Origin of the sequence: Bradyrhizobium sp. 160, from assembly GCF_023073735.1 — a bacterium.
Classification (GTDB): domain Bacteria; phylum Pseudomonadota; class Alphaproteobacteria; order Rhizobiales; family Xanthobacteraceae; genus Bradyrhizobium.
In genome coordinates, this window is sequence record NZ_JADPKD010000028.1 from 374,844 (window position 1) to 399,741 (window position 24,898).

At 64.7% G+C, this 24,898-nt stretch carries 21 protein-coding genes; 10 read left to right on the forward strand and 11 right to left on the reverse strand.

The genetic code is table 11. The features are described from left to right. Positions 1 to 4: 4 nt before the first annotated feature. The 10 genes from IVA98_RS11330 to IVA98_RS11375 form a co-directional block, all read right to left on the reverse strand. The gene (locus IVA98_RS11330) at positions 5 to 1,042 is read right to left on the reverse strand and encodes an amino acid ABC transporter substrate-binding protein (protein ID WP_247303951.1); all 1,038 of its coding nucleotides are present in this window, start codon (positions 1,040 to 1,042) and stop codon (positions 5 to 7) included. Between the two features lie 54 nt (positions 1,043 to 1,096). Then, positions 1,097 to 1,690, reverse strand: coding sequence for a L,D-transpeptidase (locus tag IVA98_RS11335; RefSeq protein WP_247303573.1), 594 nt, complete (start codon positions 1,688 to 1,690; stop codon positions 1,097 to 1,099). A gap of 375 nt (positions 1,691 to 2,065) precedes the next feature. After that, entirely contained in the window at positions 2,066 to 3,040 is a 975-nt protein-coding gene (locus IVA98_RS11340; protein ID WP_247335803.1) for a hypothetical protein, read from the reverse strand. A 103-nt stretch (positions 3,041 to 3,143) separates the two neighbouring features. Beyond that, the gene (locus IVA98_RS11345) at positions 3,144 to 3,707 is read right to left on the reverse strand and encodes a thioredoxin family protein (protein ID WP_247307622.1); all 564 of its coding nucleotides are present in this window, start codon (positions 3,705 to 3,707) and stop codon (positions 3,144 to 3,146) included. Positions 3,708 to 3,738: 31 nt separating this feature from the next. Further along, positions 3,739 to 4,437 (reverse strand): cytochrome c biogenesis CcdA family protein, encoded by a 699-nt coding sequence (locus IVA98_RS11350; RefSeq protein WP_247335801.1) that lies wholly within the window; start codon positions 4,435 to 4,437, stop codon positions 3,739 to 3,741. Between the two features lie 361 nt (positions 4,438 to 4,798). Then, complete coding sequence (locus IVA98_RS11355) at positions 4,799 to 5,410, reverse strand: sigma-70 family RNA polymerase sigma factor (RefSeq protein WP_247307626.1); 612 nt, start codon at positions 5,408 to 5,410, stop codon at positions 4,799 to 4,801. A gap of 352 nt (positions 5,411 to 5,762) precedes the next feature. Continuing rightward, entirely contained in the window at positions 5,763 to 6,500 is a 738-nt protein-coding gene (locus tag IVA98_RS11360) for a response regulator (protein WP_247281892.1), read from the reverse strand. A gap of 10 nt (positions 6,501 to 6,510) precedes the next feature. Then, entirely contained in the window at positions 6,511 to 8,256 is a 1,746-nt protein-coding gene (locus IVA98_RS11365; RefSeq protein WP_247307628.1) for an ATP-binding response regulator, read from the reverse strand. Continuing rightward, positions 8,226 to 10,304 (reverse strand): sensor histidine kinase, encoded by a 2,079-nt coding sequence (locus IVA98_RS11370; RefSeq protein ID WP_247281890.1) that lies wholly within the window; start codon positions 10,302 to 10,304, stop codon positions 8,226 to 8,228. The genes IVA98_RS11365 and IVA98_RS11370 overlap by 31 nt, the downstream gene beginning before the upstream one ends. Before the next feature lie 6 nt (positions 10,305 to 10,310). Beyond that, complete coding sequence (locus tag IVA98_RS11375; protein ID WP_247307632.1) at positions 10,311 to 11,306, reverse strand: TRAP transporter substrate-binding protein; 996 nt, start codon at positions 11,304 to 11,306, stop codon at positions 10,311 to 10,313. Between the two features lie 142 nt (positions 11,307 to 11,448). Here IVA98_RS11375 and ugpB point away from each other — a divergent pair, with 142 nt between their 5' ends. The 10 genes from ugpB to IVA98_RS11425 all read left to right on the forward strand — a co-directional run bounded on the left by ugpB (position 11,449) and on the right by IVA98_RS11425 (position 22,919). Next, positions 11,449 to 12,831 carry a sn-glycerol-3-phosphate ABC transporter substrate-binding protein UgpB gene (ugpB, locus tag IVA98_RS11380; protein ID WP_247307635.1) on the forward strand — a complete coding sequence of 461 codons (1,383 nt, stop codon included), beginning with the start codon at positions 11,449 to 11,451 and terminating at the stop codon, positions 12,829 to 12,831. A gap of 217 nt (positions 12,832 to 13,048) precedes the next feature. After that, the gene (locus IVA98_RS11385) at positions 13,049 to 14,008 is read left to right on the forward strand and encodes an aminoglycoside phosphotransferase family protein (RefSeq protein ID WP_247354859.1); all 960 of its coding nucleotides are present in this window, start codon (positions 13,049 to 13,051) and stop codon (positions 14,006 to 14,008) included. Positions 14,009 to 14,395: 387 nt separating this feature from the next. Next, entirely contained in the window at positions 14,396 to 16,018 is a 1,623-nt protein-coding gene (locus IVA98_RS11390; protein WP_247307642.1) for an ABC transporter substrate-binding protein, read from the forward strand. 151 nt (positions 16,019 to 16,169) lie between these two features. Continuing rightward, a complete protein-coding gene (locus IVA98_RS11395) occupies positions 16,170 to 17,183 on the forward strand; it encodes an ABC transporter permease (protein WP_247307644.1) in 1,014 nt (337 codons plus the stop codon). Between the two features lie 212 nt (positions 17,184 to 17,395). After that, positions 17,396 to 18,295, forward strand: coding sequence for an ABC transporter permease (locus IVA98_RS11400; protein WP_247354860.1), 900 nt, complete (start codon positions 17,396 to 17,398; stop codon positions 18,293 to 18,295). A 103-nt stretch (positions 18,296 to 18,398) separates the two neighbouring features. Then, positions 18,399 to 20,183 carry a dipeptide ABC transporter ATP-binding protein gene (locus IVA98_RS11405; RefSeq protein ID WP_247332408.1) on the forward strand — a complete coding sequence of 595 codons (1,785 nt, stop codon included), beginning with the start codon at positions 18,399 to 18,401 and terminating at the stop codon, positions 20,181 to 20,183. 17 nt (positions 20,184 to 20,200) lie between these two features. Further along, the gene (locus IVA98_RS11410; protein WP_247332407.1) at positions 20,201 to 20,392 is read left to right on the forward strand and encodes a DUF4089 domain-containing protein; all 192 of its coding nucleotides are present in this window, start codon (positions 20,201 to 20,203) and stop codon (positions 20,390 to 20,392) included. A 7-nt stretch (positions 20,393 to 20,399) separates the two neighbouring features. Further along, complete coding sequence (locus IVA98_RS11415) at positions 20,400 to 21,794, forward strand: AtzE family amidohydrolase (RefSeq protein WP_247307652.1); 1,395 nt, start codon at positions 20,400 to 20,402, stop codon at positions 21,792 to 21,794. A 10-nt stretch (positions 21,795 to 21,804) separates the two neighbouring features. Continuing rightward, positions 21,805 to 22,200 (forward strand): oxalurate catabolism protein HpxZ, encoded by a 396-nt coding sequence (gene hpxZ / locus IVA98_RS11420; RefSeq protein ID WP_247307654.1) that lies wholly within the window; start codon positions 21,805 to 21,807, stop codon positions 22,198 to 22,200. After that, on the forward strand, positions 22,197 to 22,919 hold the full coding sequence (locus IVA98_RS11425; protein ID WP_247307656.1) for a GntR family transcriptional regulator: 723 nt from the start codon (positions 22,197 to 22,199) through the stop codon (positions 22,917 to 22,919). Before hpxZ ends, IVA98_RS11425 begins: the two co-directional genes overlap by 4 nt. A gap of 113 nt (positions 22,920 to 23,032) precedes the next feature. Here IVA98_RS11425 and atzF read toward each other — a convergent pair whose 3' ends face one another. Then, positions 23,033 to 24,838: an allophanate hydrolase gene (gene atzF / locus IVA98_RS11430; protein ID WP_247332406.1), complete on the reverse strand. Its 1,806-nt coding sequence runs from the start codon at positions 24,836 to 24,838 to the stop codon at positions 23,033 to 23,035. Between the last annotated feature and the right edge of the window lie 60 nt (positions 24,839 to 24,898).

Below are 24,898 nucleotides of genomic sequence, written 5' to 3' on the forward strand. Positions count from 1 at the left end.
TCCCCTACCTCATCGGCGGTGCGTACTGCACGCCACCGGCATTCCACAGCTGGTTCATGCCGCGGGGGATCTTCAGCTTGGACTTCTCGCCGATGTTGCGGTCGTACATCTCGCCGTAATTGCCGACATGGCGGATGATGCGGGCGGCCCAGTCCTTGGTGAGGCCGAGCTGCTCGCCGTAATTGCCCTCGGTGCCGACGAGGCGCATCACTTCCGGCTTCTTCGACTTCAGGGCTTCGTCGATGTTCTCCGAGGTCACCCCCAACTCCTCGGCGTTGATCATCGCATAGAGCGTCCACTTCACGATCATCATCCAGTCGTCGTCGCGCTGGCGCACGACCGGGGCGAGCGGCTCCTTGGAGATCATGTCCGGCAGGATCATGTGGTCGCCGGGTTTTGAGAGGTTCAGCCTGAGTGCATAGAGCTGGGAGACATCGGCGCTCAGCGTGTCGCACTTACCGGTGTCATAGGCTTTCACGACGTCGTCGAGCTTGTCGAACTTCACCTCGTCATACTTCATGTTGTTGGCACGGAAGTAATCGACGACGTTGAGTGCCGTGGTGGTGCCGGACTGGACGCAGACCTTGCTGCCGGTCAGGTCGAGCGACGTCTCCTTGTTGCGCGAGCGCGGCAGCATGAAACCTGCGCCGTCATAATAGGCCACGGCCGGGAAATAGAGGTCGTAGTCGAGCTCGCGCGCCATGCTCCAGGTCGAGTTGCGGGAGAGGATGTCCACCTTCCGGCTCTGCAATTCCTTGAAGCGCTCGCTGGCATCGAGCGCGACGAACTTCGCCTTGCCCGGATCGTTGAAGATCGCCGCGGCCACCGCGCGGCAGAAATCGACGTCGAAGCCGGTCCAATTGCCCTTGTCGTCCGGGATTGAGAAGCCCGGCAGGCCCTTGTTGACGCCGCACAGCACCTCGCCACGGCGCACGGTCCGCTTCAGGGTGCGGGTGTCGTAGAATTCATAGATGATGGCCAGAACGGCGACCAGCACGGCGACCGCGAGCCCGATCAGCAGGCCGCCTCGAAAAGTGCGCATCATGTTGCTCTCTCGAAAAATCGGGAAAAGGAGTATTCGTTAAGGCGAGGAAGATCAGAGCTCAGGCTTCTGCCGGATGACAACCTTGGTCCCGACCGGGACGCGATCGTAGAGATCGGCGACGTCATTGTTGACCAGGCGGAAGCAACCCGAGGACACCTTGGTGCCGATCGTATCCGGACGGTTGGTGCCGTGGATGCGGTAGACCGTGGTGCCCAGATACATGGCGCGGGCGCCGAGCGGGTTGCCAGGGCCGCCAGCCATGAAGCGCGGCAGATAGGGCTGGCGCTGGATCATCTCTGGCGGCGGCGTCCAGTCCGGCCATTCCTTCTTGTTGGTGATGTTCACCAGCCCCTGCCACTGGAAACCGTCGCGGCCGACGCCGATGCCGTAGCGGATCGCGCGCCCGCCGGGCTGCACCAGATAAAGGTGCCGCTCGGCCGTCGAGATGATGATGGTGCCGGGCGCCTCGGTGGTGCGGAAGTAGACCACCTGCTTCTGCCATTCCGGGTCGAGCTGGTAGCCGTCATCGGCGATCAGGCCCGGCTCGTCGCCGCGATCAGGCTGCTGCGCGAAGACGTGGGGAGCCGACAGGATCAGGCCAATCGCAGCCACAAACATCCCGGTCAGGCGACGAAAATCCGTCATGTAAAAGCTCTCCCCGCTGCCACAGCGCAAATCATTTCAGAACCATCAAACCTGAGGGGCAGGTTCATGGCAAGTTGATGGCGCACCGCCCTGGTATGTCACGAGAATGCTTTGGTTTTTTGACGGACGGCGCAATCCCACAAACAGGGGATGGCGCGAAAAGCATAGGTTGTCGCCAAGGCCGCGCTGGGCTCCCTCCCCCGCTTGCGGGGCGCTTGCGGGGAGGGTTGGGGAGAGGGTGTCGCCGCGATGGGACCCTCCCTCAGAGGAGAGAACCCTCACCCGCCGCTGGGGCGGCGACCTCTCCCGCAAGCGGGAGAGGCTCGGACCGAACTCGCGGAAAGATCGCCTTCGACAAACTGACACTGATGCCAACTAAATCTTATTGCTCTCCGCCGCGATCCCCAGCCGCCGGACGATCTCGGCGCCCACGGCACGGGCCTCGAGCCGCGAGCCGATGCGGGGGCTACGAAAGCGCCGCCCGGAGTGCAACCGGATCACGACGATGCAGTGCTCGTCCTCGGATCGGCCGCGGCGCTCGACCGTGATCGCCTTCACGTCGCGGCCCTCGATATGGTCGGCGCGCGGCGTGCCGTCGCCCCACAGGCGTTCGACGCGAATATCCCCTTGCCGGATGATCCAGAAAGCGCCGGTCACGAGGTTGGCGTATCTGTGCACGGCGAACGCGGCGATCGCGCCAACCGGCAGCAGCATGATGTCGATCGGTCCGGGCGGCAGTCCGCGCCAGAGTTTGTAGGCGTAGGGAACGGCGCACAGTGCGACGGCGATCAACGCCACGATGCGGATGTCGCGCGCGGAAAACGGCTCGAGGGGTTCGCCGAGATGCATCTCGGGATTGCTGGCATCGAGCGGATTGCTAGGTGCCTCGACATTGGGAACGCCGAATTGCGCGGCGATCTGGGCCACGGTATCGCGCACATGCGTGACGTCGGAGATCGGTGGGGACGTCAGGCGTTCCCCGGAGGCCAGCGTGAAGGCCAGCTGGAAGCGGGCTTTCGCCCTCTTACTGCCGGGAACCTGCAATTCCCTGATGTGGTCCTTCGGGACGACCCGCGTTCGGAGCTTTCCGAAGGGACGCTGTCGCCCGATCAGGATCTCGTTCGGAGTGATGATCCACACCACCGCCGGCGCCAGCATGATCCCGCAGACGAATGCCGCGCCTAGGAGGAGAGCGGCCACCGAGATCGTCACTTCCAGTGCGTCGTGCGTGAACAGGCCGGGCGTGAAGCACAGCGCAACCGCGGCCGCAGAGCCGGCCATGATCAGCCGCTGCGCGATCGAGGAGCCTTCACGAAGGCGAATGTCGGTGCTGGTGGTCGCGTCGTCCATCGCGGGCGGCTGATTTCCGGGGCTGCGAAACTCCACGGACGGCTCCGTGGAGTCAAGCAACAAGGACGACAGATGAAGCCAGTGGGGCGATGCCGGCGCGGCATCAGCTGTTCACGTTCAGGAGCCGCGCCACCGTGCGGTCGATCTGGTCGTAGCTGCCTTCGCCTTCGTGCTGGAACACGATCTTGCCGGTCTTGTCGATGATGTACTGCGCCGGCCAATATCGGTTGCGGTAGGCGTTCCAGGTCTTGGAATCATTGTCCTGCGCCACCGGATAGGTGATGCCGTGGCGTTTCAGCGCAGCCTGCACGTTGGAGGCGGAACGCTCGAACGGGAATTCCGGCGTGTGTACGCCGACAACGACGAGACCTTTGTCCTTGTACTTGGCGTAGAGATCGGTGACGTGCGGCAGCGTGTTGACGCAGTTGACGCAGCCATAGGTCCAGAAGTCGACCAGCACGACCTTGCCGCGCAGCTCGGCCATGCTCAGCGGCTTCGAGTTGAACCAGGTGTTGATGCCGGTGAAGTCGGGCGCGGTCTGCTGGCTCGCGGCCGCGGTGACGAGGGGCGCAGCGCGTGCGGCCTCGTCGCAGATGCCGGGGATGACGGCGCCTGATACGGTCATGCTGATCAGGGCGGTGGCCACAGCGAGCAGTTTGAAAGCCATGGACGAGTCCTCCGGTTGAGATGCGCGATGATCACAGGCCGATCTGGCCAGTCGGGTAGAAGCCGGTGAGCCACGCCACGATCAGCGTGTCGTATTGAAAATAGGCCGCAACCGCGAAGGCGATCACAACGATGCCAAAGCCCTGCTGCAGCCGCGGCGAGATGCGGGCGAGGCTGCGCACCCGTGTGCTGGCGGCCTGCCCGCCATAGGCGATCGCCAGCATCGGGATCGCCGCGCCGATGGCGTAGGCGACCAGCAGCGTGCCGGCCCAGGTCAGATTTTTGGAGGTCGCAACCAGCGTCAGGATCGAGCCCAGCACCGGACCGGCGCAGGGCGTCCAGACCAGGCCGAGCGTGGTGCCGAGCATGAGCCCACCCAGTGCGCCCTCGCGCTGGGTGGCGCTGGAGCTGCCGAGATCGAGCCAGCCATTGAGCCGGATCGACAGCCATTCGAACGGTGCCGGCCACAGCATCAACAGGCCGAAGCCGAGCAGCAGGATGGACGCGGCCTCGCGCAACACGTTCGGATCGAAATCGAACAGCCGCGTGATTGCTCCGAGCAGCAGCGCGGTGGCCGAGAACGAGATGACGAAGCCGAGCGCGATCATCGCGGGGCGCACGTGCCCCGCGCGCCCGATCGAGGCGCCGAGCAGGATCGGCAGCATCGGCAGCGTGCACGGCGCGGCGATAGTCAGGATTCCGGCAAGGACGGCGAAGAGAAGTTCGAGCATGGAGGCACTCGTGCATGAGGTCACGAGGGCTGTTCGGGATGGATGTGTCAGACGTTACGCAGCGTCACGCCTTCGTGACGGGAGATGCCGGCCACGGCGATGGTGCGCCCTCTCCAGCGAGCGGGTGAGGCCGCCAGCCCGCGGCGATAGGCTTAACCCCAAACACAAAACGACCCGGAGGGGGGCATCCCGTCCGGGTCGCTGGAGGTCCTTGGGAGGTTTAAAGCGTATGTGAGTTTTATAGGAGGGAAGTTTTTCCGCCTGATGTTGTGCTTTGTTTCAATTGTTTCGTCGGCGGTAACACTTCCGTGTCCGGGGATGGGGCCACAGGAGCGGTCCTATCCCGTTGAATCCATCGAGCTTAGGCGGCGAAACGATCGACGCCGGCGCCCTTAAGCAAATCGGCCAGTTGTTTGCGGGCGTAGAACATCCGCGTCTTCACCGTGCTCTGGGGGATGCCGATGATCTGACCGACCTCCTCCACCGACTTCTCGTGGTAGTAGATGAGATTGATGATCTCGCGGTGGGCAGGCGACAGCTTCTGCACGCAGGCGCGGAGGATGGCGCTGGTATCGTTGCGATCGAGCGAGGTCTCGGGCGTCTCGGCATCGTCGGGGATCTGGCGCACGTCCTCCTGGTCGATGTCCTCGAAACGCCGCTGGCGCATCGCGGTCAGCGCCTTGAAGCGGGCGATCGAGAGCAGCCAGGTCGAAACCTGCGAGCGGCCTTGGAACTGGCCGGCGGTCCGCCACACGTCCAGAAACACCTGGCTGACCAGATCTTCCGCCGTGGTGGCATCGCGCACGATGCGCAGGATGAAGCGGTACACCCGAACGTTATGGCGGCAGTACAGCATGTGCATGGCCGTCCGGTTGCCGTCGGCGATGCTTTCGAGAAGCATATCGTCCGAAGTCGCCTGAACGGCAATGATGCTGTGGCTGGCTTGGGCGTTGATGGCAATGACGTTCGGCATGGACTTAGCTCCCCGTAGCGCCGCAACCGAGCGGCGTTTCCTTGAGCCGAGTGTTAATGAGCCAACGTTTCGGGACGTCTGCACGAAAAGGAGAAAATGGTTTCGTGCGTCGCCAAATTGTTTCTTCGGAAGGGGTGCGACGAAACATTCGGGGCAAAAAGTCGTGGAATTTCAATGTGCGGAAAATACGGGAATGGGGATTCGGGGCCGGACAGGCACGCCGCGGAACGAATTTCGGGGGATTGCGTTTGGTGGCGCCGTTACCCGTCATTCCGGGGCGATGCGTAGCATCGAACCCGGAATCTCGAGATTCCGGGTTCGCCCTTCGGGCGCCCCGGAATGACCAGAGCCCTTACGCCTTCTCGCCGGCCGGCGAGAACAGATAGCCGCCGCCGCGGATGGTGCGGATCACGGCGGGCTTGGCCGGGTCGGGCTCGATCTTGCGACGGATGCGCATGATGCGCAGGTCGACCGCGCGGTCGAAGGCCTCGGCGTCGCGCGCGTTGGCGAGCTCCAGCAGGCGCTCGCGCGACAGCACGCGTTTCGGATTGGCCGCGAACACTTTGAGCAGCCCGAACTCGGAGGCGGTCAGCGGATGCTCGTTGCCCTCGTCGTCGCGCAAGGCCTGCGCTTCGAGATCGAGCCATTTGGTGCCGAAGCGCACCAATTGATCCTTGTCCGACTTTGCGGCCGCGGCGTCAGGCGCCGCCGCCTTGGCCGGCCCGCTTCGCCGCAGCACCGAACGGATGCGCGCCATCAGCTCGCGCAGCTCGCACGGTTTTGCCACGTAATCATCGGCGCCGAGCTCGAGCCCGACGACGCGGTCGATCGGGCTCGCGGTTGCCGTCAGCATGATCACGGGCACGTTGATGCGGCTCTTGAGATCGCGGATGATCGAGAGCCCGTCTTCCTCGGGCATGTTGAGGTCGAGCACGACGAGATCGGGCATGCTGCCCTGGATCGCGGCGCGCAAGGACTTGCCGCCGTCGCACAGCGTCACGGTGAAGCCGTGCATCTTGAGGTAATCGCCGACCATCTCCCGGGCCGGGGCCTCGTCGTCGACGATCATGATGTGCTGGCTTTGAGTCATGGTCTTGAGATCACGGCATTTCGGTCGCGGGGAGGGTGATGGTGAAGGTCGAGCCCTTGCCAGGGCCGTCGCTGTTGGCGGTCACCTCGCCGCCATGCATGTCGATAATACGCTTGACGATGGACAACCCAAGCCCCGTCGAGCTCTCGCCGGCGGTCGGCTTTGCGGACAGGCGCTGGAACCGTCCGAACAGGCGGCCGAGATCCTCCGGCGACAGGCCGGCACCCTCGTCGCTGACGCGGACGGTGGTTTCGGTGCCCTCATGGGTCACGGCGACGGTGATCTTGCCGCCGATCGGCGAGTATTTGATGGCGTTGCTGATGAGGTTGTCGATCGCCTCGCGGATGCGGTCGGTATCGCACATGGTGACGATGTTGGGCGGTGCGGCGACGCTGATCGTCTGCTGCTTGTTGACGGCGAGCGGCTGGTTGGCATCGGCGACCTCCTTGACCAGGGCCGCGACGTCGACCGGCTCGCGGCGGATGGTGATGTCGAAAGCATCGGCCATCGCATCCGAAATCAGGTGATCGACCATCGTGGTCAGCCGCTTGGTGGCGTCGCGGATGTGATCGACTTGAGCAACCACGCCGCTTTCCGATGCGCCGGTCGAGATCAGCTCCTTCAGCATCTCGGTGCGGCCGAGGATGACGCCGAGCGGATTCTTCAGATCGTGCGCGACGGTGCCCAAAATCTCGTTCTTGAAGCCGTTGGCGCGCTGCAGCCGCAGCCATTGCGCGGACAGGCGGCGGTTGGCCTGCATCAGCGCGCGGGTGCGCTGGGCGACGCGATCCTCCAGCTGCGTATTGGCGTCCTGAAGCTGCTGATAGAGGATCACATTGTCGAAGGCGATCGAGAGCCGGCTGGAGAAGATCTCGACCAGCGAACGGTCGGTCTCCGACAGTTCGCGCTCGGCCTGGAGCAGCACCACCACCTCGCGGCCGCTTCCGGTGCGCAAGTAAATCACGCTGCGGTGGTCGGCGAATTCGTTCTTGCGGCGCTGGAACGCGGCTTCCACCATCTCGCGCAGATCGGGATCGAGCGCCTTCGATGTCGTGCTGCCGATGAAGCGGCTGTAGCAGCCGCTGCCGGCGAGCACCGAGAGCTCGGGATCGATGCCGCCATTGTCGCGCAAGACCAGGATGCCGGCGCAATCGACGTTGAGCAGCGAGGCGAGCTGGGTCAGCACGCCCTCGGCGAGCCGCTGCATCGACTTGAAGTCGTACAGCGTCGAGGCGGCGTCGATGATGATCTCGAGTCCGCGCCGCGTCTGCACCATGCGCTCGAGCTGCTGATAGGAGCGCAGCGCCGCGGTCAGCGAGGTGAACAGCTTGTCGGCGGTGAGCTCGGTCTTGGCCTTGTAGTCGTTGATGTCGTACTGCACGATCACGCGCCGCTCGGGCGCCTGGCCGGGCTGCCCGGTGCGCAGGATGATGCGGACGGTCTCGTTCTTGATCTCGTTGCGGATGAATTCGACGAGCTCGAGGCCTGCGACGTCGGTCTCCATGATGACGTCGAGCAGCACGGCGGCGATGTCGCCGTGCTCGGCCATCAGCTTGCGGCCTTCTGCCGCGGAATAGGCCGACAGGATCTCCAGGCTCTGGCCGTTGAGGCTGTAGTCGGACAGCGCGAAACGGGTGCCGTCATGCACGGCCGGATCGTCGTCGATGACGGCGATCTTCCATTTCCGGGTGTTGGCATCCTCCGACGCGGTACCGGTGTCGTCGATCAGGTGGAGGACATCGTCCTGTTCGGCCATTGAGAAGTCCCGTCACTTTCTGTGCTTTGCGCGCCGCCCTTGGCAATGCGCGGCATGATAATGCGAAAAGTAGTGCCTTGTCCCAGCTTGGATTCCAGCATCATGCGGCCGCCGAGCTGCTGGGTGACGAGGTTATAGACGATATGGAGGCCAAGTCCCGTGCCGCCTTCATTGCGCCGGGTGGTAAAGAAAGGGTCAAAGGCCTGGCGCTGCACGTCGGGGGTCATGCCGGCGCCGTCATCGGTGAAGCTGATCTCGATGTCGTCGGTCCCGCGCGGCCGCGCCGAGATGATGATGGTGCCGGCACGTCCGTCGGCGAAGGCGTGGTTGGCGGCATTGAGGAACAGGTTGGTCAGAATCTGGCCGTAGGAGCCGGGATAGCCGTCGAGCAGGAGCCCTTCGGGCACGTCGACCTGAAGCGTGATCGGCGAGCGCTTCAGCACCGGGCGCAGGCTGGCAATGATCTGCTCGGTGGCCTCGCTGAGCGAGAACTGCCGCCGCTCGGCATGGGAGCGGTCGACAGCGACCTGCTTGAACGACTGGATCAGCTCGCCGGCGCGCTGGAGGTTGGCCACCAGCTGCTGCGAGGCCTCGCGCGAGGACTGCACGAACTCTTCGAGCTGCGAGCGGCGCAGGCCCCCATCGCCCTTGAGCTGCGCCTCGAAGATCTCGCTTCGCCGGGCAAAGCTCGAGGCGACCGTCAGGCTGATGCCGATCGGATTGTTGACCTCGTGGGCGACGCCGGCAACCAAGCCGCCGAGCGCGGCGAGGCGCTCGGCGTCGATCAGATTCTGCTGTGCGGTGTTGAGCTCGAGCAGCGCACTCTCGGCTTTTTCCTTCGACGCGCGCAGCTCGTCCTCGGTCTGGCGCTTGGCAATCGCGTTCTCGCGGAACACTTCCACGGCGCGCGCCATCGCGCCGACCTCGTCGCGTGCCTTCGTGCCCTGCACCTCGCGGCCGAGGTCGCCGAGCGTGATCGCGCGCATCGCCGTCATGAGCTGCTGGAGCGGCAGGCGGATCGACAGCGCGATCAAGACGCCGGCGGCGAGGATGATGCCGAGGAAGATCACCGCAACGGAGAGCACGCGGCGAGAGATGTCGGCCAGCGTGCGGTCGAAAGTCTCCTGCGCCTTCTGCTCGCGGTGGCGCATCTTGGTCGAGAGGTCGTCGATGGCGCCGATCGCCTCGGCCTGGCTGGCGTCGATGGTGTTGCGCAACAGCTCGGTGCGGCTCGCGAGCTGCTCGGACAGTTTTGCAAAGCCCTCGCGCAAGGACGCGGTGCGGTCCGCGAGCCGCCGCAAGGCCATGCGCTGGAGGTCGTTGTCGGCGAGGTCGATCATGACCGGAATGGTCTTCTCGATCGTCTCGGTGTTGCGCCGCGCGTCGTCGGCCGCGCCTGACGACAGCGACAGATAGTAGGAATTGGCCGCGACCAGCATCGCGGTGAAAGCCTCGCGGGATTTTCCGAGCGAGGGCCAGATCAGCGCGTCGCGATGGCCGGTGGCGCCTTCGATAATGGAATACAGGCCGGCCATGTCCCTGGCCGGACCCTGCACCTGCTCCTCATAGGTCTTGGCGATGGTGGCCTGCACGCTGCGCAGCTCGCCAAAGCCGTTGAGGAAGCGGTCGGTGGTGCGCTCGAGCTCCTCGACCGAGCCTGACAGCATCGGGTCCTTGGTGGCGCGGCCCGTCAGCGTGCCCAGCACCGCCTCCCGCAGCAGCAGGATCTCGGCAAACAGGTCCGGGCTCGGCTGGTTGATGTAGCGGTGGATCAGGTTTTGCAGCCGCCCGGTCTCGCTTTCGAGCAGCGCCAGGATCCGGTCGGACTCGCGCACCTGGCGCACGTCGTCCCAGGCCGAGCCCAGCACTTGCACACCGTTCCAGATCATCGCGACCAGCACCACCACCACGGCGGAGTTCAGCGCCGCGATTGACAGGATGCGCCAGCGGATCGGCACTGCCCGGAGCGCGGCGACGATGCGCGCGCGCACCCGTCCGAGCGGGCCGGGCGGTCTTTCTGCGGTCTCGCTGTGTCCGAGCCCAGCCAAGAAGCTCTACTCCACCTTGCGAATGCGTTCGATCAGCGCGGCCGCGGCCGGATCACGCCCAGCCTTGGCATAGATTGGAGCCATCGCCTCCTCGAACGGCTTGCGGTCGACGTCCTTGATGACCGTGACGCCCGCGTCCTGGGCCTTGCGCTGCGACTGCTCCTCGAGGTCGCGCCATTTCTCGCGCATGAAGCGGCCAGAGCGCTGCGCGGCCTCCCTGAAGATCACCTGCTCCTCCGCCGAGAGGCTCTTCCAGGCCTTCAGCGAGATCACCAGCACTTCCGGGCTCATCGTGTGCTCGGTGAGCGCCAGATGGCCGGCGTGTTTGTAATGGTCTGTCGTCACGAAGGATGGCCAGTTGTTTTCGGCGCCGTCGATTAGGTGGTTGGCAAGCCCGGTGAGCACCTGCCCGTAAGGCAGCTCGACCGGTTCGGCGCCGAGCGCGCGCATCATCTGGCTCATCAACTCCGACTGCTGTACCCGGATCCGCATTCCCTTGAGATCGGCGACGCTGCGGACCGGGCGGAGAGCGTTGTAGATCGACCGCGCGCCGGAATCGTAGAAGGCGAGCCCGACGAACCCATAGGGCTCGAAGCTGCCGAGGATCTCGCTGCCGATCGGCCCGTCCAGCACCTTCTGCATGTGCTCGATGGACCGGAACAGGAACGGCATGGCCAGCACATTCATCGCCGGAACGAAATTGCCGATCAGCGCCACGTTGGTCCGGTTGAGGTCGATCGCGCCAGCGCGGGTCTGCTCGATGGTCTCCTTTTCCTCACCGAGCTGGCGGGAGTGGAACACCTTGATCTCGTGCCGGCCGCCGGTGTGCTCGGCGATCAGCGCCCCCATGTAGCGCAGCGCCTGGACGGTCGGGTAATCCTCGCTCTGGGTATCGGCGGCGCGAAATTCGCGCGCAACCGCGTCCGTCGCGCAGACGGCAAGCAGAAGCGCGACGAAGATCACCCCGGTCCGCGAGAGTTCGGCACGGCTCAGCACTGGCACACTCAACCCCTCAGTGGTGCAGTCTATGGCGGAAGGAAAAGGTTCAACGCAATCTAGCAGATGGTAAAGGGAAGGCCATCCCGCTCCGGACGGTGGCCGATTGTGCGGCGCGGCCGCCGCGCATTCCCGGTTGAAACTGCCAATGCCGCGCCTTAAGCAGGGCAGCCGCCTTTTGTCGCGCGCGCCGGGAAGAGCCATCGTGATTTCAGCATTGCGCTTTTTGCAGGTCGCCGCCGTCTTTGCGGCTGTCGCCTGGGCCACTCCAGTGCGTGCCGTCACGGACATCGCGCTGTGGCACGCGATGTCCGGCGAGCTCGGCCGGCAGCTCGACAAGCTCGCCGCTGACTTCAACGCTACGCAGTCCGATTACCGCATCGTGCCTGCGTACAAGGGCAATTACACCGAAACGGTGACGGCGGCGATCTTCGCCTTCCGCTCGCGCAGCCAGCCCGCGATCGTCCAGGTCAACGAGGTCGCCACCGCCACCATGACCGCGGCGAAGGGCGCGATCTATCCGGTGTTCAGCCTGATGCGGGACCAGGGCGAGCCGTTCTCGCTGAGCGATTACCTCCCCGCCGTCTCCGGCTATTACACCGATGCGGCCGGCAATCTGTTGTCATTCCCGTTCAATTCTTCGACGCCGATCCTCTACTACAACAAGACCATGTTCCGGGATGCGGGCCTCGATCCGGAGACGCCGCCGAAGACCTGGCCGGAATTGGGGCTGGCTGCAAAGCGCCTGCGCGAGCGCGGCGCTCCTTGCGGCTTCACCACGTCCTGGCCGTCCTGGATCCATGTCGAGAATTTCTCCGCCTTTCACAATCTGCCGCTGGCGACACGGGCGAACGGCTTTGCCGGGCTGGATGCGGAATTGACCATCAACAATCCGTCTCTCGTGCATCACATCGCAGTGCTCAGCGAGTGGCGGAAGACCAAGCTGTTCGACTACAGCGGCCGCGGACAAGCGGCCGAGCCGCGTTTCCAGAACGGCGAATGCGGCATCTTCATCGGCTCCTCGGCAACGCGGGCCGACATCAAGGCGAATTCGAAGTTCGAGATCGGCTACGGCATGATGCCGTACTGGCCCGACGTGAAGGGCGCGCCGCAGAATTCGATCATCGGCGGTGCCACGCTCTGGGTGCTGCGCGACCGGCCGCGCGAGGAATACAAGGGCGTGGCGCGGTTCTTCGCCTATCTGTCGCAGCCCGGCGTGCAGGCCGCCTGGCATCAGAACACCGGCTATCTGCCGATCACCCGCGCCGCCTTCGAGCTGACGCGGGCGCAGGGCTTCTATGAACGCAATCCCGGCTCGGCGATCTCGTTCGAGCAGATCACGCTGCATCCGCCGACGGAGAACTCCAAGGGCATCCGGCTTGGCTCCTTCATTCTGATCCGCGGCGCGATCGAGGACGAGCTGGAGCAGGCTTTTTCCGGCCACAAGAGTGCGCAAGCCGCGCTGGATTCCGCGGTCGAGCGCGGTAACAAACTCTTGCGCCAGTTCGAGCGTGCCAGCCCGGAGCGGTAGGCACCTCGGTGCCGTCGCAAAGGAGGTGCGCTCCCTCCCCCGCAGGCGGGGGAGGGCAGGGGAGAGGGTTGTCTCCGCAACGGGACAATCCCCTAGAGGAGAAAACCCTCACCCGACGCTTCGCGTCGACCTCTCCCGCAGGCGGGAGAGGTGCACGATCGCCGTGGCTTGCACCAATTCAACAAAAGAAGACTCTGCCTCTCATGAGTAAGCGCCAATGACGATCACGCAGTCGCAACAACTCCCTCACTTCACCGGCGCAGAAAGCTTCCGCGTCTATCGCGCTGATCCATCGCAATGGCTGGGAAACGCGCTCGACATCGCGCGCGGCCACGGTCTCGATGCCAGCGAGCCCCAGGTATTTTCCACCGGCACCAATCTCGTCATCGGCCTCGGTGAAAAACTCATCCTCAAAATCTTCCCGCCGCTGCTGCGCGCGCAATTCATCTCCGAGCGCGGCTCGCTGACGCAGCTTGCCGGCCGCTTGCATCTGCCAATTCCGGAGATCGTCGCGGAGGGGATGCGCGACGGCTGGCCATACCTGATCATCACGCGCCTTGCCGGCACGCTGGGCTCGGAGGCCTGGCCGCACTTGGCGGAAGACCAGAAGGAGCGCGTGCTGCACCAGATCGGCGAGACCATCGCCTCCGTGCAGCGCGCCCCGCTCGGAGAGCTCGCGCACATCGAGCCGCGCTGGGACGATTTCATGCGCCAGCAGATGCAGGGCTGTAAGGCGCGGCACTTGCGTCTTGGCCTTGCGCCGAAATTCCTCGGAGGTCTGGAAGATCTCCTGCGCGATGCGGCAAAACTCATTCCAATGGATGCGCCGCCGGTGATCTTGATCGGCGAATACATTCCGGAGAATTTTCTGCTCGCCTGTGATGACGGCCAATGGTCGCTCGCCGGCCTGTTCGACTTCGGCGACGTCCTCGCGGGATCGCGCGATTACGATCTGCTCGGGCCCAGCGCGTTCATGGCGGCGGGGCGGCCGGGCAGGGTGCGCAGCCTGCTCGACGGCTTTGGCTATGCAAAGCTCGATTTCGCGCTCAAGCGGCGCCTGATGGCCCTGATGCTGCTGCACCGCGCCAGCGACCTCAACAGCCATATCTGTGTCGAAGGCTGGCAGGAGAGGGCGAATGACCTGGTCGAATTGCAGGAGCTGATCTGGCCTGGGTGATCCCGCCCCACAGTCCGGGGCGCTGCGGAGCGGCAAGGCCGGAATCATTGTCCCGCGCATTCTGCGGCTGGATAGATTCCGGGCTCGATGCTGCGCATCGCCCCGGAATGACGGCCAATCCTCATCGCTTCAGCAGGTCGCCACGCTACCTGCTCAAGGGATTCTGCTATCGCCTTCTGAATGGGCCTCTGTATCGCCGGCCTAATATTTAGGCAATTTCCTGTCCTTGTATGCAGAAGAGGAGCGTGCCGCATCGGCTTTGAGAGGCCTCCTGTTTACATTCTCGTGGAATACCAATCTCTTAGGATCAGGCTAAGCCTCCATTAAGCCTTGGCACGAACCTTGCGAATCCGGCTCCAACCAAAAACGTTGTGTTGGAGCGATTTCATGAAGCGCCGCGATTTCCTCAAGTCCGTTTCCGGATTGGCCGCTGGCGCGGCGCTTCCGGCCATGCCCTCGATGATCTCCTCGGCCAAGGCCGATGCGCGCTCCGAGACGCTACTGATCGTCTCCGAGGGCGGCCCCAACAATCTCGACATCCACGGCGTCGGCACCAACGTGCCCGGCTATGAGGTGTCCTGGAATTGCTACGACCGCCTGATCAGCCACGAGATGAAAAGCGGACCCGGCGGCGTGCCTTATTACGACCGCGACAAGTTCAAGGGCGAGCTCGCCGAGGACTTGAAGATCGACGACATGTCGGTCACCTTCAAGCTGAAGAAGAACGCCAAATTCCACGACGGCGCGCCGGTCACCGCCAAGGACGTGAAATGGTCGCTCGACCGCGCTGTCAGCGTCGGCGGCTTCCCGACCTTTCAGATGAGCGCGGGCTCGCTGACCAAGCCGGAGCAGTTCGTCGTGCTCGACGACCATACGGTGCGCGTCGATTTCCTGAAGAAGGACAAGCTGACGATTCCCGATCTCGCGGTCATCGTGCCCTGCATCGTCAATTCCGAGCTGGTGAAGAAGAACGCCAGCGAGAAGGATCCCTGGGGCCTCGAATTCACCAAGCAGCAGACCGCGGGCTCCGGCGCCTACAAGGTGACGAAGTGGACCGCCGGCACCGAAGTCATCATGGAGCGCAACGAGGATTGGGTCGGCGGTCCCTTGCCCAAGATCAAGCGCGTGATCTGGCGCATGGTGCCGCAGGCCGGCAACCGCAGGGCCCTGCTCGAGCGCGGCGATGCCGACATCTCGTATGAGCTGCCGTTCAGGGATTTTCAGGAGATGAAGGCGAACGGCAAGCTCAATGTGGTGTCGCTGCCGTTCTCCAACGGCATCCAGTATATCGGCATGAACGTCACCAAGCCGCCGTTCGACAATCCCAAGGTGCGGCAGGCCATCGCCTATGCATTGCCGTATCAGAAGATCATGGACGCGGTGCTGTTCGGGCTCGGCAATCCCATGTTCGGCGCGCCCAAGGACAAGCCGACCGAAGTCGCCTGGCCGCAGCCGCACAAGTTCAACACCGACATGGACAAGGCGAAGGCGCTGCTCAGCGAGGCCGGCTACGCCAACGGTTTCGAGACCACGATCTCATTCGATCTCAACTTCGCCGGCGTCAACGAGCCGCTCTGCGTGCTGGTGCAGGAGAGCCTCGCCCAGCTGGGCATCAAGACCACCATCAACAAGGTGCCCGGCGCTAACTGGCGCACCGAATTGAACAAGAAGGAGATGCCGCTTTTCACCAACGTGTTCTCGGGCTGGCTCGATTACCCCGAGTACTTCTTCTACTGGTGCTATCACGGCAACAATTCCGTCTTCAACACGATGAGCTACAAGTCGGCGGAGATGGACAAGCTCATCGACGGCGCGCGCACGGCCGCAGCCACCGGCGACAAGGCAGCCTATGAGGCCGACGTAAAAGGCTTCGTCGATCTCGCCTATTCCGACCTTCCGCGCATCCCGCTGTACCAGCCCTTCGTCAACGTCGCGATGCAGAAGAACATCAGCGGCTACCAATACTGGTTCCACCGCCGCCTGGATTACCGCGCGATGGCGAAGGGGTGAGTAGGGTGAATGGCGAATAGCGAACAGTGAATAGCGTTCTGGCGAATGGCGAATAGGAGTAGCGAATGGTGTGCAACGAGGCGGACGTTCTGCTGCTCGCCACTCGCTATTCGCCATTCGCCCGAGAGCCGCGGAACGAGAGGCTTGCCGCATGTTAGCAATCATCGGCAAGCGGTTGATGTTCGCGATCCCCTCGCTGATCGGCGTCGTCATCGTCACCTTCCTGCTGACGCGCGCGCTGCCAGGCGATCCCGCCGCCTACTTCGCCGGCCCTGCCGCGACCAAGGAAGCCGTCGAGCAGATCCGCAAGAAGCTCGGTCTCGACAGGCCGCTGATCGAGCAATTCTTCCGCTACACGGGCGATCTCGCTCATGGCGATTTCGGCAACTCGCTGACCACCGGCCAGCCGGTCGCGGCCGAGATCCGCAACCGCCTGCCGGCGTCCGCCGAGCTGACGCTGCTCGGCCTCTTCGTCTCGATCGCCATCGCCATTCCGCTCGGCGTGCTGGCGGCAACGCGGCCGGGATCGTGGATCGATCATCTCTGCCGCGTCACGACGACGGCCGGCGTGTCGCTGCCGGTGTTCTTCACCGGCCTCGTGCTGGTCTATGTCTTCTATTTCCGCCTCGGCTGGTCGCCGGCGCCGCTCGGCCGGCTCGACGTGTTCTACAGCGCGCCGCCGACAGTAACCGGCTTCTACCTGATCGACACGCTGCTCGCGCGCGACATTGAGGCGTTTCGCTCCGCGCTGAGCCAGCTGATCTTGCCCGCGACGACGCTCGCGATCTTCTCGCTGGCGCCGATCGCGCGCATGACGCGCGCCTCGATGCTGGCGGTACTGGCTTCGGAGTTCGTGCGAACGGCCCGCGCCAGCGGCCTGTCGCCGGGGACCGTCATCGTCACCTACGCCTTCCGCAACGCCATGCTTCCGGTCATCACCACGTTGAGCATGGTGTTCTCGTTCCTCTTGGGCGCCAACGTGCTGGTGGAGAAAGTGTTCGCCTGGCCGGGCATCGGCTCCTATGCGGTGGAAGCGCTGATCTCGTCCGACTTCGCGCCGGTGCAGGGCTTCGTTCTGACCATGGCCGTCATGTACGTGCTGCTCAATCTCGTGATCGACATTTTGTACGGCGTGATCGATCCGCGCGTCAGGCTGGAGGGCTAGCGCATGAGGTTTGGTCGGTTGCGAGCCCCAAGGAAGGTGGGCTCCCTCCCCCGCTTGCGGGGGAGGGTTGGGGAGAGGGTGTCTCCACAATCGAGAACCCCCAAGAGGAGAGAACCCTCACCCGGCGCTCCGCGCCGACCTCTCCCGCAAGCGGGAGAGGTGAGGCACCTTCGCTACGCGTTAGCTCAATCAAGCGCTATCTGGACGACATCATGAGCACCGTTGCGCCTGCGGTCGAACCCGTCGGTCCTGCGCGGACCTCCGGCCTCGTCGCGATCCTCGATCAGACCCGGTACGTCCTTGGCGAGAACAAGGTCACGGGCTTCGCCTTCGCGCTGCTCATCCTGATCCTCCTGGCCGCGATCTTCGGCCCCTATGTCGTGCCGTATGATCCGCTCGCCTCCGATACCGCCGCCGCGCTGAATCCGCCGTCGGCGGCGCACTGGTTCGGCACCGACCAGCTCGGCCGCGACATTTTTAGCCGCGTCGTGGTGGCGACGCGGCTCGATGTTTTCATCGCGGTCGCCTCCGTCGCGCTGGTGTTCTTGATGGGCGGGCTCGCCGGCATCGCCGGCGGTTATTTCGGCGGCTGGACCGACCGCATCGTCGGCCGCATCGCCGACACCATCATGGCTTTCCCGCTGTTCGTGCTGGCGATGGGCATCGTCGCTGCGCTCGGCAACACCGTGCAGAACATCATCCTCGCAACCGCGATCGTGAACTTCCCACTCTACGCCCGCGTCGCTCGCGCCGAGGCCAATGTCCGCCGCAATGCCGGCTTCGTGCAGGCGGCACGTCTGTCCGGCAACGGCGAATTCCGCATCCTCCTGGTGCACATCCTGCCGAACATCATGCCGATCATGATCGTGCAGATGTCGCTGACCATGGGCTACGCCATCCTCAACGCCGCCGGCCTGTCCTTCATCGGGCTCGGCGTCCGCCCGCCGACCGCCGAATGGGGCATCATGGTCGCCGAAGGTGCGGGCTTCATGGTCTCGGGCGAGTGGTGGATCGCGCTATTCCCCGGCCTTGCTTTGATGATCGCTGTGTTCTGCTTCAACCTCCTCGGCGACGGCCTGCGCGACATCGTCGACCCGCAGCGGAGAACGTGATGGCTGTTGTGCGCGCGAATTTTCGACCGAAATTCTGCAATGAAATCAAGTGCCTTCTACTGTGCATGGGGTTGTTTTCGCCATTTTTGATTGGGAGGTCCTCGTGACCGCCCGGCCCCTGCTCGAGGTCCAGGACCTCACCGTCGAATTCACCACCCGTCGCGGCATCGTCAAGGCGGTGCAGCAGGTCAGCATCTGCCTCGCCAAGGGGGAGACGCTGGCGATCGTCGGCGAGTCCGGATCCGGCAAGTCGGTGACCTCCTATGCGGTGATGCGCATCCTCGATCGCGCGGGGCGGATCGCCGAAGGTTCGGTCATGTTCTCCGGCATCGACGTCAAGGCCGCGACCGAGGACCAGATGCGCGATCTGCGCGGCCGCGAGGTCTCGATGATCTTCCAGAATCCGCGCGCTGCCCTGAATCCGATCCGCAAGGTGGGCGATCAGATCGAGGACGTCTTGCGCACCCATGTGCAGCAGGCCCAGGTCGCCGATCACGGCGAGAAGGCGATCGAGGCGCTGGAGCAGGTCAAGATCGCCCGGCCGCGCGAGCGCTACCACGCCTATCCGTTCGAGCTGTCAGGCGGCATGTGCCAGCGCGTCGTCATCGCGCTTGCGCTGGCCTGCAATCCGCAGCTCCTGATCGCGGACGAGCCGACCACCGGCCTCGACGTCACCACACAGAAGGCGGTGATGGACCTGATCGTCGAGCTGACCAAACGACGTGCGATGTCGACCATCCTGATCACGCACGACCTCGGCCTCGCCGCCGCCTATTGCGATCGTGTGGTGGTGATGGAGAAGGGAAGAGTGGTCGAGACCGCGAAGGCTGCCGACATCTTCGCCAGCCCGCAGCACCCCTACACCAAGAAGCTGATGCGCGCGACGCCGCGGCTGGGTGTATCGTTGCGAGACTTGCTGCCGGAGGAGGGGGCTGGAGCGGCGCAATCCCCATTCGTCATGGCCGGGCTTGACCCGGCCATCCATCACACTTCGAAAGACCTCTCTCAGTCGATGGACCCCCGGGTCAAGCCCGGGGGTGACGAGAGTACAAAGCCCCTCCTCCTCGTCGAAAAGCTCGTCAAGGAATATTCCCGCCAGGGCGCGACCGCCGTGCTCGGCAAATTGTTCGGCCGCAAGCCGCCCGTCGAGCCGGAGGTGTTCCGCGCCGTCGACGGCATCAGCTTCTCGATTCGCGTCGGCGAGAGCGTCGGCCTGGTCGGCGAGTCCGGCTGCGGCAAATCGACGACGTCGATGATGGTGATGCGCCTGCTCGACCAGACCTCGGGCCTGATCCAGTTCGGCGGCGATGACATCGGCAGCATCGCGCCTGCCGCATTCGCCCGGCTGCCGCAGCGCAGCCGCATCCAGATGGTGTTCCAGGACCCGACCGACAGCCTCAACCCGCGCTTCACCGCCGCGCGCGCCATTGCGGACCCGATCATGCAGCTCGGCGACATCAGCGGGCGCGACGCGCTGCGCGCCCGTTGCGAGGAGCTGGCCACGATGGTCGGCCTGCCGCACAACTTGCTCGATCGCTTCCCGCATCAATTGTCCGGCGGCCAGAAGGCCCGCGTCGGCATCGCCCGCGCCATCGCCCTGCATCCAAAACTCGTGATCCTGGACGAGCCGACGGCGGCGCTTGACGTGTCGGTGCAGGCCGTTGTCCTCAATCTGCTTCAGGACCTGAAGCAGCGCCTAGGTATGAGTTATCTGTTCGTCTCGCATGATTTGAATGTGGTGCGCTTGTTGTGCGATCGTGTCATTGTGATGCGGACGGGACGGATCGTCGAAGAAGGCTCTTCCGAGAAGGTCTTGAGCGATCCGCAGGACGACTACACCAAGGAACTGCTGACGGCGATCCCGCATCCGCCGATGCAGGTTCACTGAGATAGTGTGGGAGCGTGATGGCCGAGCCGCAAGACAATCATATCGACGACTATATCGAAGCCGTATCGAAGGCGCTTGCGCTACCGGTCGAGGAGGCCTGGAGACCCGCCGTTCGCGCCAATCTCGAAGTCTCGCTGCGGCTTGGCCGCCTCGTCGACGAATTCGCGCTGCCGGACGAGACGGAGCCGGCGCCGATTTTCACGGCCTGATGTCGCCATGACCATCAAGCCAGAGATGACCGCTGCTGAGATCGCGAGCGCGGTTGCGGGCGGCAGGATGTCGGCGCTCGCTGCCACGGAAGCAGCTCTCGCGCGTATCAAGCAGCACGATACGATCCTCAATTCGTTCACCGACGTCACCGCCGACCGTGCCCGCGCCAAGGCGCGCGCGATCGATGCCGACATCGCGGCGGGAAAGAAAGTCGGTCCGCTCGCCGGCGTGCCCTTTGCAGTGAAGAACCTGTTCGACGTAGCTAACCTCGTGACGCGCGCGGGCTCGAAGATCAACCGCGACCTCGCGCCAGCCAGGCGCGACGCCACGTTGATCGAACGGATGGAAGCAGCCGGCGCCGTGCTGGTCGGCGCGCTCAATATGGGCGAATACGCCTACGACTTCACCGGCGAGAACATCCACGACGGTCCCTCGCGCAATCCACACGACACCACGCGGATGACCGGAGGCTCCTCGGGTGGATCGGGCAGCGCCGTTGGCGGCGCGCTGGTGCCGATCGCGCTCGGCTCGGACACCAATGGGTCGATCCGGGTGCCGTCCTCGTTCTGCGGCATCTTTGGTTTGAAGCCGACGTACGGTCGGCTGTCGCGGGCGCGCTCGTTCCCGTTCGTTGCGAGCCTCGATCATCTCGGCCCGCTGGCGCGCTCCGTCGCCGACCTCGCGCTCGCCTATGACGCGATGCAGGGACCGGATGCCGACGATGCCGCATGCAGCACGCGTGAGGTCGAACAGGTGGCGCCGCTGCTCGGCCAGTCCATCTCGGGCTTGCGCATCGCGATCGCCGGCGGTCACTTTCAGAAGAACGTGTTTCCGGAAGCGGTCGAAGCCGTCAGCCGCATTGCCAAGGCGCTTGGCGCGACTGAGATCGTCGACATTCCCGAAGCCTCGCGCGCCCGCGCGGCGGCTTATGTCATTACCACCACCGAAGGCGCCTCGCTGCATCTCGATCGCCTGCGCAAGCGCCCGAACGATTTTGATCCTGCCGTGCGCGACCGGCTGATTGCGGGCGCCATGGTGCCGGCGCCGCTGGTCGACCGCGCACAAAAATTCCGACGCTGGTATCGCGGCCAGCTCGCCGAAATCTTCAAGTCGGTCGACGTGTTGCTTGCGCCGGCAACGCCGTGCACTGCGCCGAAGCTTGGCCAGGTGAATTTTACGCTCGACGGCGTCGAGCTGCCGGTGCGCGCCAATATCGGCATCCACACCCAGCCGATCTCCTTTATCGGCCTTCCGGTCGTCGCCGTGCCGGTGCCGCTCGAGCCGCTGCCGATCGGCGTGCAGATCATCGCCGCGCCGTGGCGCGAGGACGTCGCGTTGCGCGTCGCGTACGCACTGGAGAAGATGGGCGTGGCATCGGCGCCGTCGCCAAGGGGACTTTGAGGATTTTGAGATGGAGATCGATCTTCCCGACGTGATCGCCGAAGTCAGAGCCGCGTTCGAGCGCTATGAGCAGGCCCTGGTCAGCAACGACGTCGCCGTGCTCGGTGAGCTTTTCCGCAACGACCCCCGCACGCTGCGCTACGGCATCGGCGAGAACCTCTACGGCTATGAGGCGATCTCCGGCTTCCGGGCCGGCCGCTCGCCGGTCGGCCTGAACCGGCGCACCGCGAAGACCGTGATTACGAGCTATGGCCGCGACACGGCCGTGGCCTCCACCTTGTTCTATCGCGACACCGTGCCCGGCAAGGTCGGCCGGCAGATGCAGACCTGGATTCGCTTTCCGGAGGGCTGGCGCGTCGTCGCCGCCCATGTCAGCATCATCGACGAGCCGAAAGAGACCGTATGACGCTTGACGACTTTCCGCACGGAGCGCTGCCGGTCGAGCCGGTGGTGCCGCGCGTCGACCGTCCCTCACAATCGCTGCACAAGGTCACGCGCGCCGAGGAGCTACGTCTTCAGCTCGCCGACGAGATCGTGCGTGGAACTTTGGCTCCCGGGGCGCCGCTCGACGAGACCGACATCGCGCGCCGCTTCAGCGTCTCGCGCACGCCGGTGCGCGAGGCGTTGCGCCAGCTGGTGGCGAGCGGTCTTGTCGAGGCGCGCGCCCATCGTGGGGCAGTGGTGGCGCAGCCCTCGATCGAGCGGCTGAAGAGCATGTTCGAGGCAATGGCGGAGCTCGAGGCATTGTGCGCCGGCCTTGCCGCAGAGCGCATGTCGGCCGCCGAGCGGCATGGTCTGGAGGCCATCCACGAGGAGCTACGGGTGCTGAGCTATGCCGGCAATCCCGAGCGTTTCCACGATGTCAACGAGCGCTTTCACAACGCGATCTATGCGGGATCGCAGAACGGCTACATCGCCGAGATCACGCTCGCCACCCGCGTGCGCGTTCAGCCGTTCCGCCGCGCCCAGTTCCGCAATCTCGGACGGCTCGCCAAGTCGCAAGCTGAGCACGACCGCGTCGTCGTCGCCATCATGCGCGGCGACAAGCAGGGGGCCGCGGCAGCCATGCGCGCGCATATCGAATTGGTGCGCGGGGAGTATGAGATCTATTCGGTGTCGGTGTAGGGCGACTCGCTCGGTGCGGTAGGGTGGGCAAAGCGAAGCGTGCCCACCATCCTAACATCCTTGCGGATGGATGGTGGGCACGGTGCTTCGCACCTTTGCCCACCCTACCGCACCTATGTCGTCGCGGCTTCCGCCATATACTTCCGCCAGCCGCCATACGCCGTGATGTCGCGTGCGTCTGGCAACGCCTCCGGCTCGACGAGAAACCCTTTCACGCTGCGGCCGTCGGTAAGCCTGATCGTGCCGATCGCCATCGGCGAAGGAATCGCATTGACGAACTTGCCGAAGGCAGAGGACGACAGGGACCAGATCTCCAGCTCGATTGCGGCGCCCTTGCCGGCTTCGACGCGCAGCATGCCCGGCTTGGGCGGCGTGGTCTTGAGTGCATAGAGCTGGTAGTCCGGCGCGGTCTTGGTCGCTTCGATCAGGCGTCCGTTCAGCGCCTTGAGCTCGCCATTCAGCGCCATGCCGGAGAGATGGGCGCCGACGACTGCGATCGGAATCTCCTCACCGCTGCTTGCGGGCAGCGGCGCGAGCGGTGCTTGCGCCACGCTCTTTGCGCCGAGACGGAGCTTCGTATCCGCATGGAACACACGGCCGATGCTGGCGAGCAACGCGTCGCATCCTGCGGGGGCGAGCAGCGTAATGCCGAACGGAATGCCGTCGGCGCGCATCGACGCCGGCACGGCAAGGCCGCAGAGGTCGAGCAGATTGACAAAGTTGGTGTAAGTACCGAGCCGGCTGTTGAGCTCGACCGGATTGGCCAGCACCTCCGCGCTCGTATAGGCGGTCGGCGCGGTCGGCAGCACCAGCGCGTCGATGTTCGCAAATGTGCGCTCGGCGATCTTGCGCAAGCCCTGCAGGCGGTAGAGCGCGGAGAAGGTCTCCTCCGCCGTCAACCGCGCGCCGGCCGCCGTGATCTCGCGCGTCACGGGGTGGATCGCATCGGGTGCGGACGCGAGCAGATCCTTGATCACGAGGTAGCGCTCGGCGACCCACGGCCCCTGGTAGAGCAGCCGCGCCGTCTCATAGAATGGCTCAAGGTCGAACTCGACGAGATCCGCGCCAAGCGCGGTCCAGCGCTTCAGCACATCGCCGTAAGCGGCTTCCGCCGCCTTGTCGCCGAAGAAGATCAGCTGCCCGTTGCGTGGCACGCCGAGGCGCAAATTCGCCGGGAACGACGTGAGCTGCTGAAGCGGCCGGTCGCGCGAGAACGGGTCGGCCTGATCCGGGCCGGCCATCACGGAGAGCGCCAGCGCAGCGTCGTCGACTGTCAGTGCGAACACCGAGATGCAGTCCAACGTGCGGCAGGCGGGCACGAGGCCCGCGGTCGAGATCATGCCGAGGCTCGGCTTCAGCCCGACGATGTTGTTGAGCATCGCCGGCACGCGGCCGCTGCCGGCGGTGTCGGTGCCGAGGGAGAGCGGCACGAGCCCGGCGCCGACGGCCACTGCCGAGCCCGAGCTCGAGCCGCCGGGAACGAGATCCTCATGGATCGAATTTTTGGGAATGCCGTAGGGCGAGCGCACGCCGACGAGGCCGGTCGCGAACTGATCGAGATTGGTCTTGCCGATGATAATGGCGCCCGCAGCGCGCAGGCGCTCCACGGCGGTGGAGTCGCGCGTTGGCGTATAGGCGAAGGCGGGACAGGCCGCGGTGGTCGGAAATCCCAGCGCGTCGATATTGTCCTTCACCGCAACCGGCACGCCGTAGAGCGGCAGGCTCGCGGCATCCTTCGTGGCAAGTCTCTCGGCCTCCGCGATCGCGTCCTCCTCGTCGCGCAGGCTGATGAAGACCGCGGGATCGTTGTGGTTGCGAATGCGCTGGTAGGTCCGTGCGACCGTCTGCGCCGGCGTCAGCGTGCCCGCGCGATGCGCGGCCACAATCGCGGCGATCGTTTCAGGCTGCTCAGCCCCCATGACGACAAAACTCCGGCAACTGGTTCACCCCGGCTCGAAGCAAGCGATGTGCCATTGTGT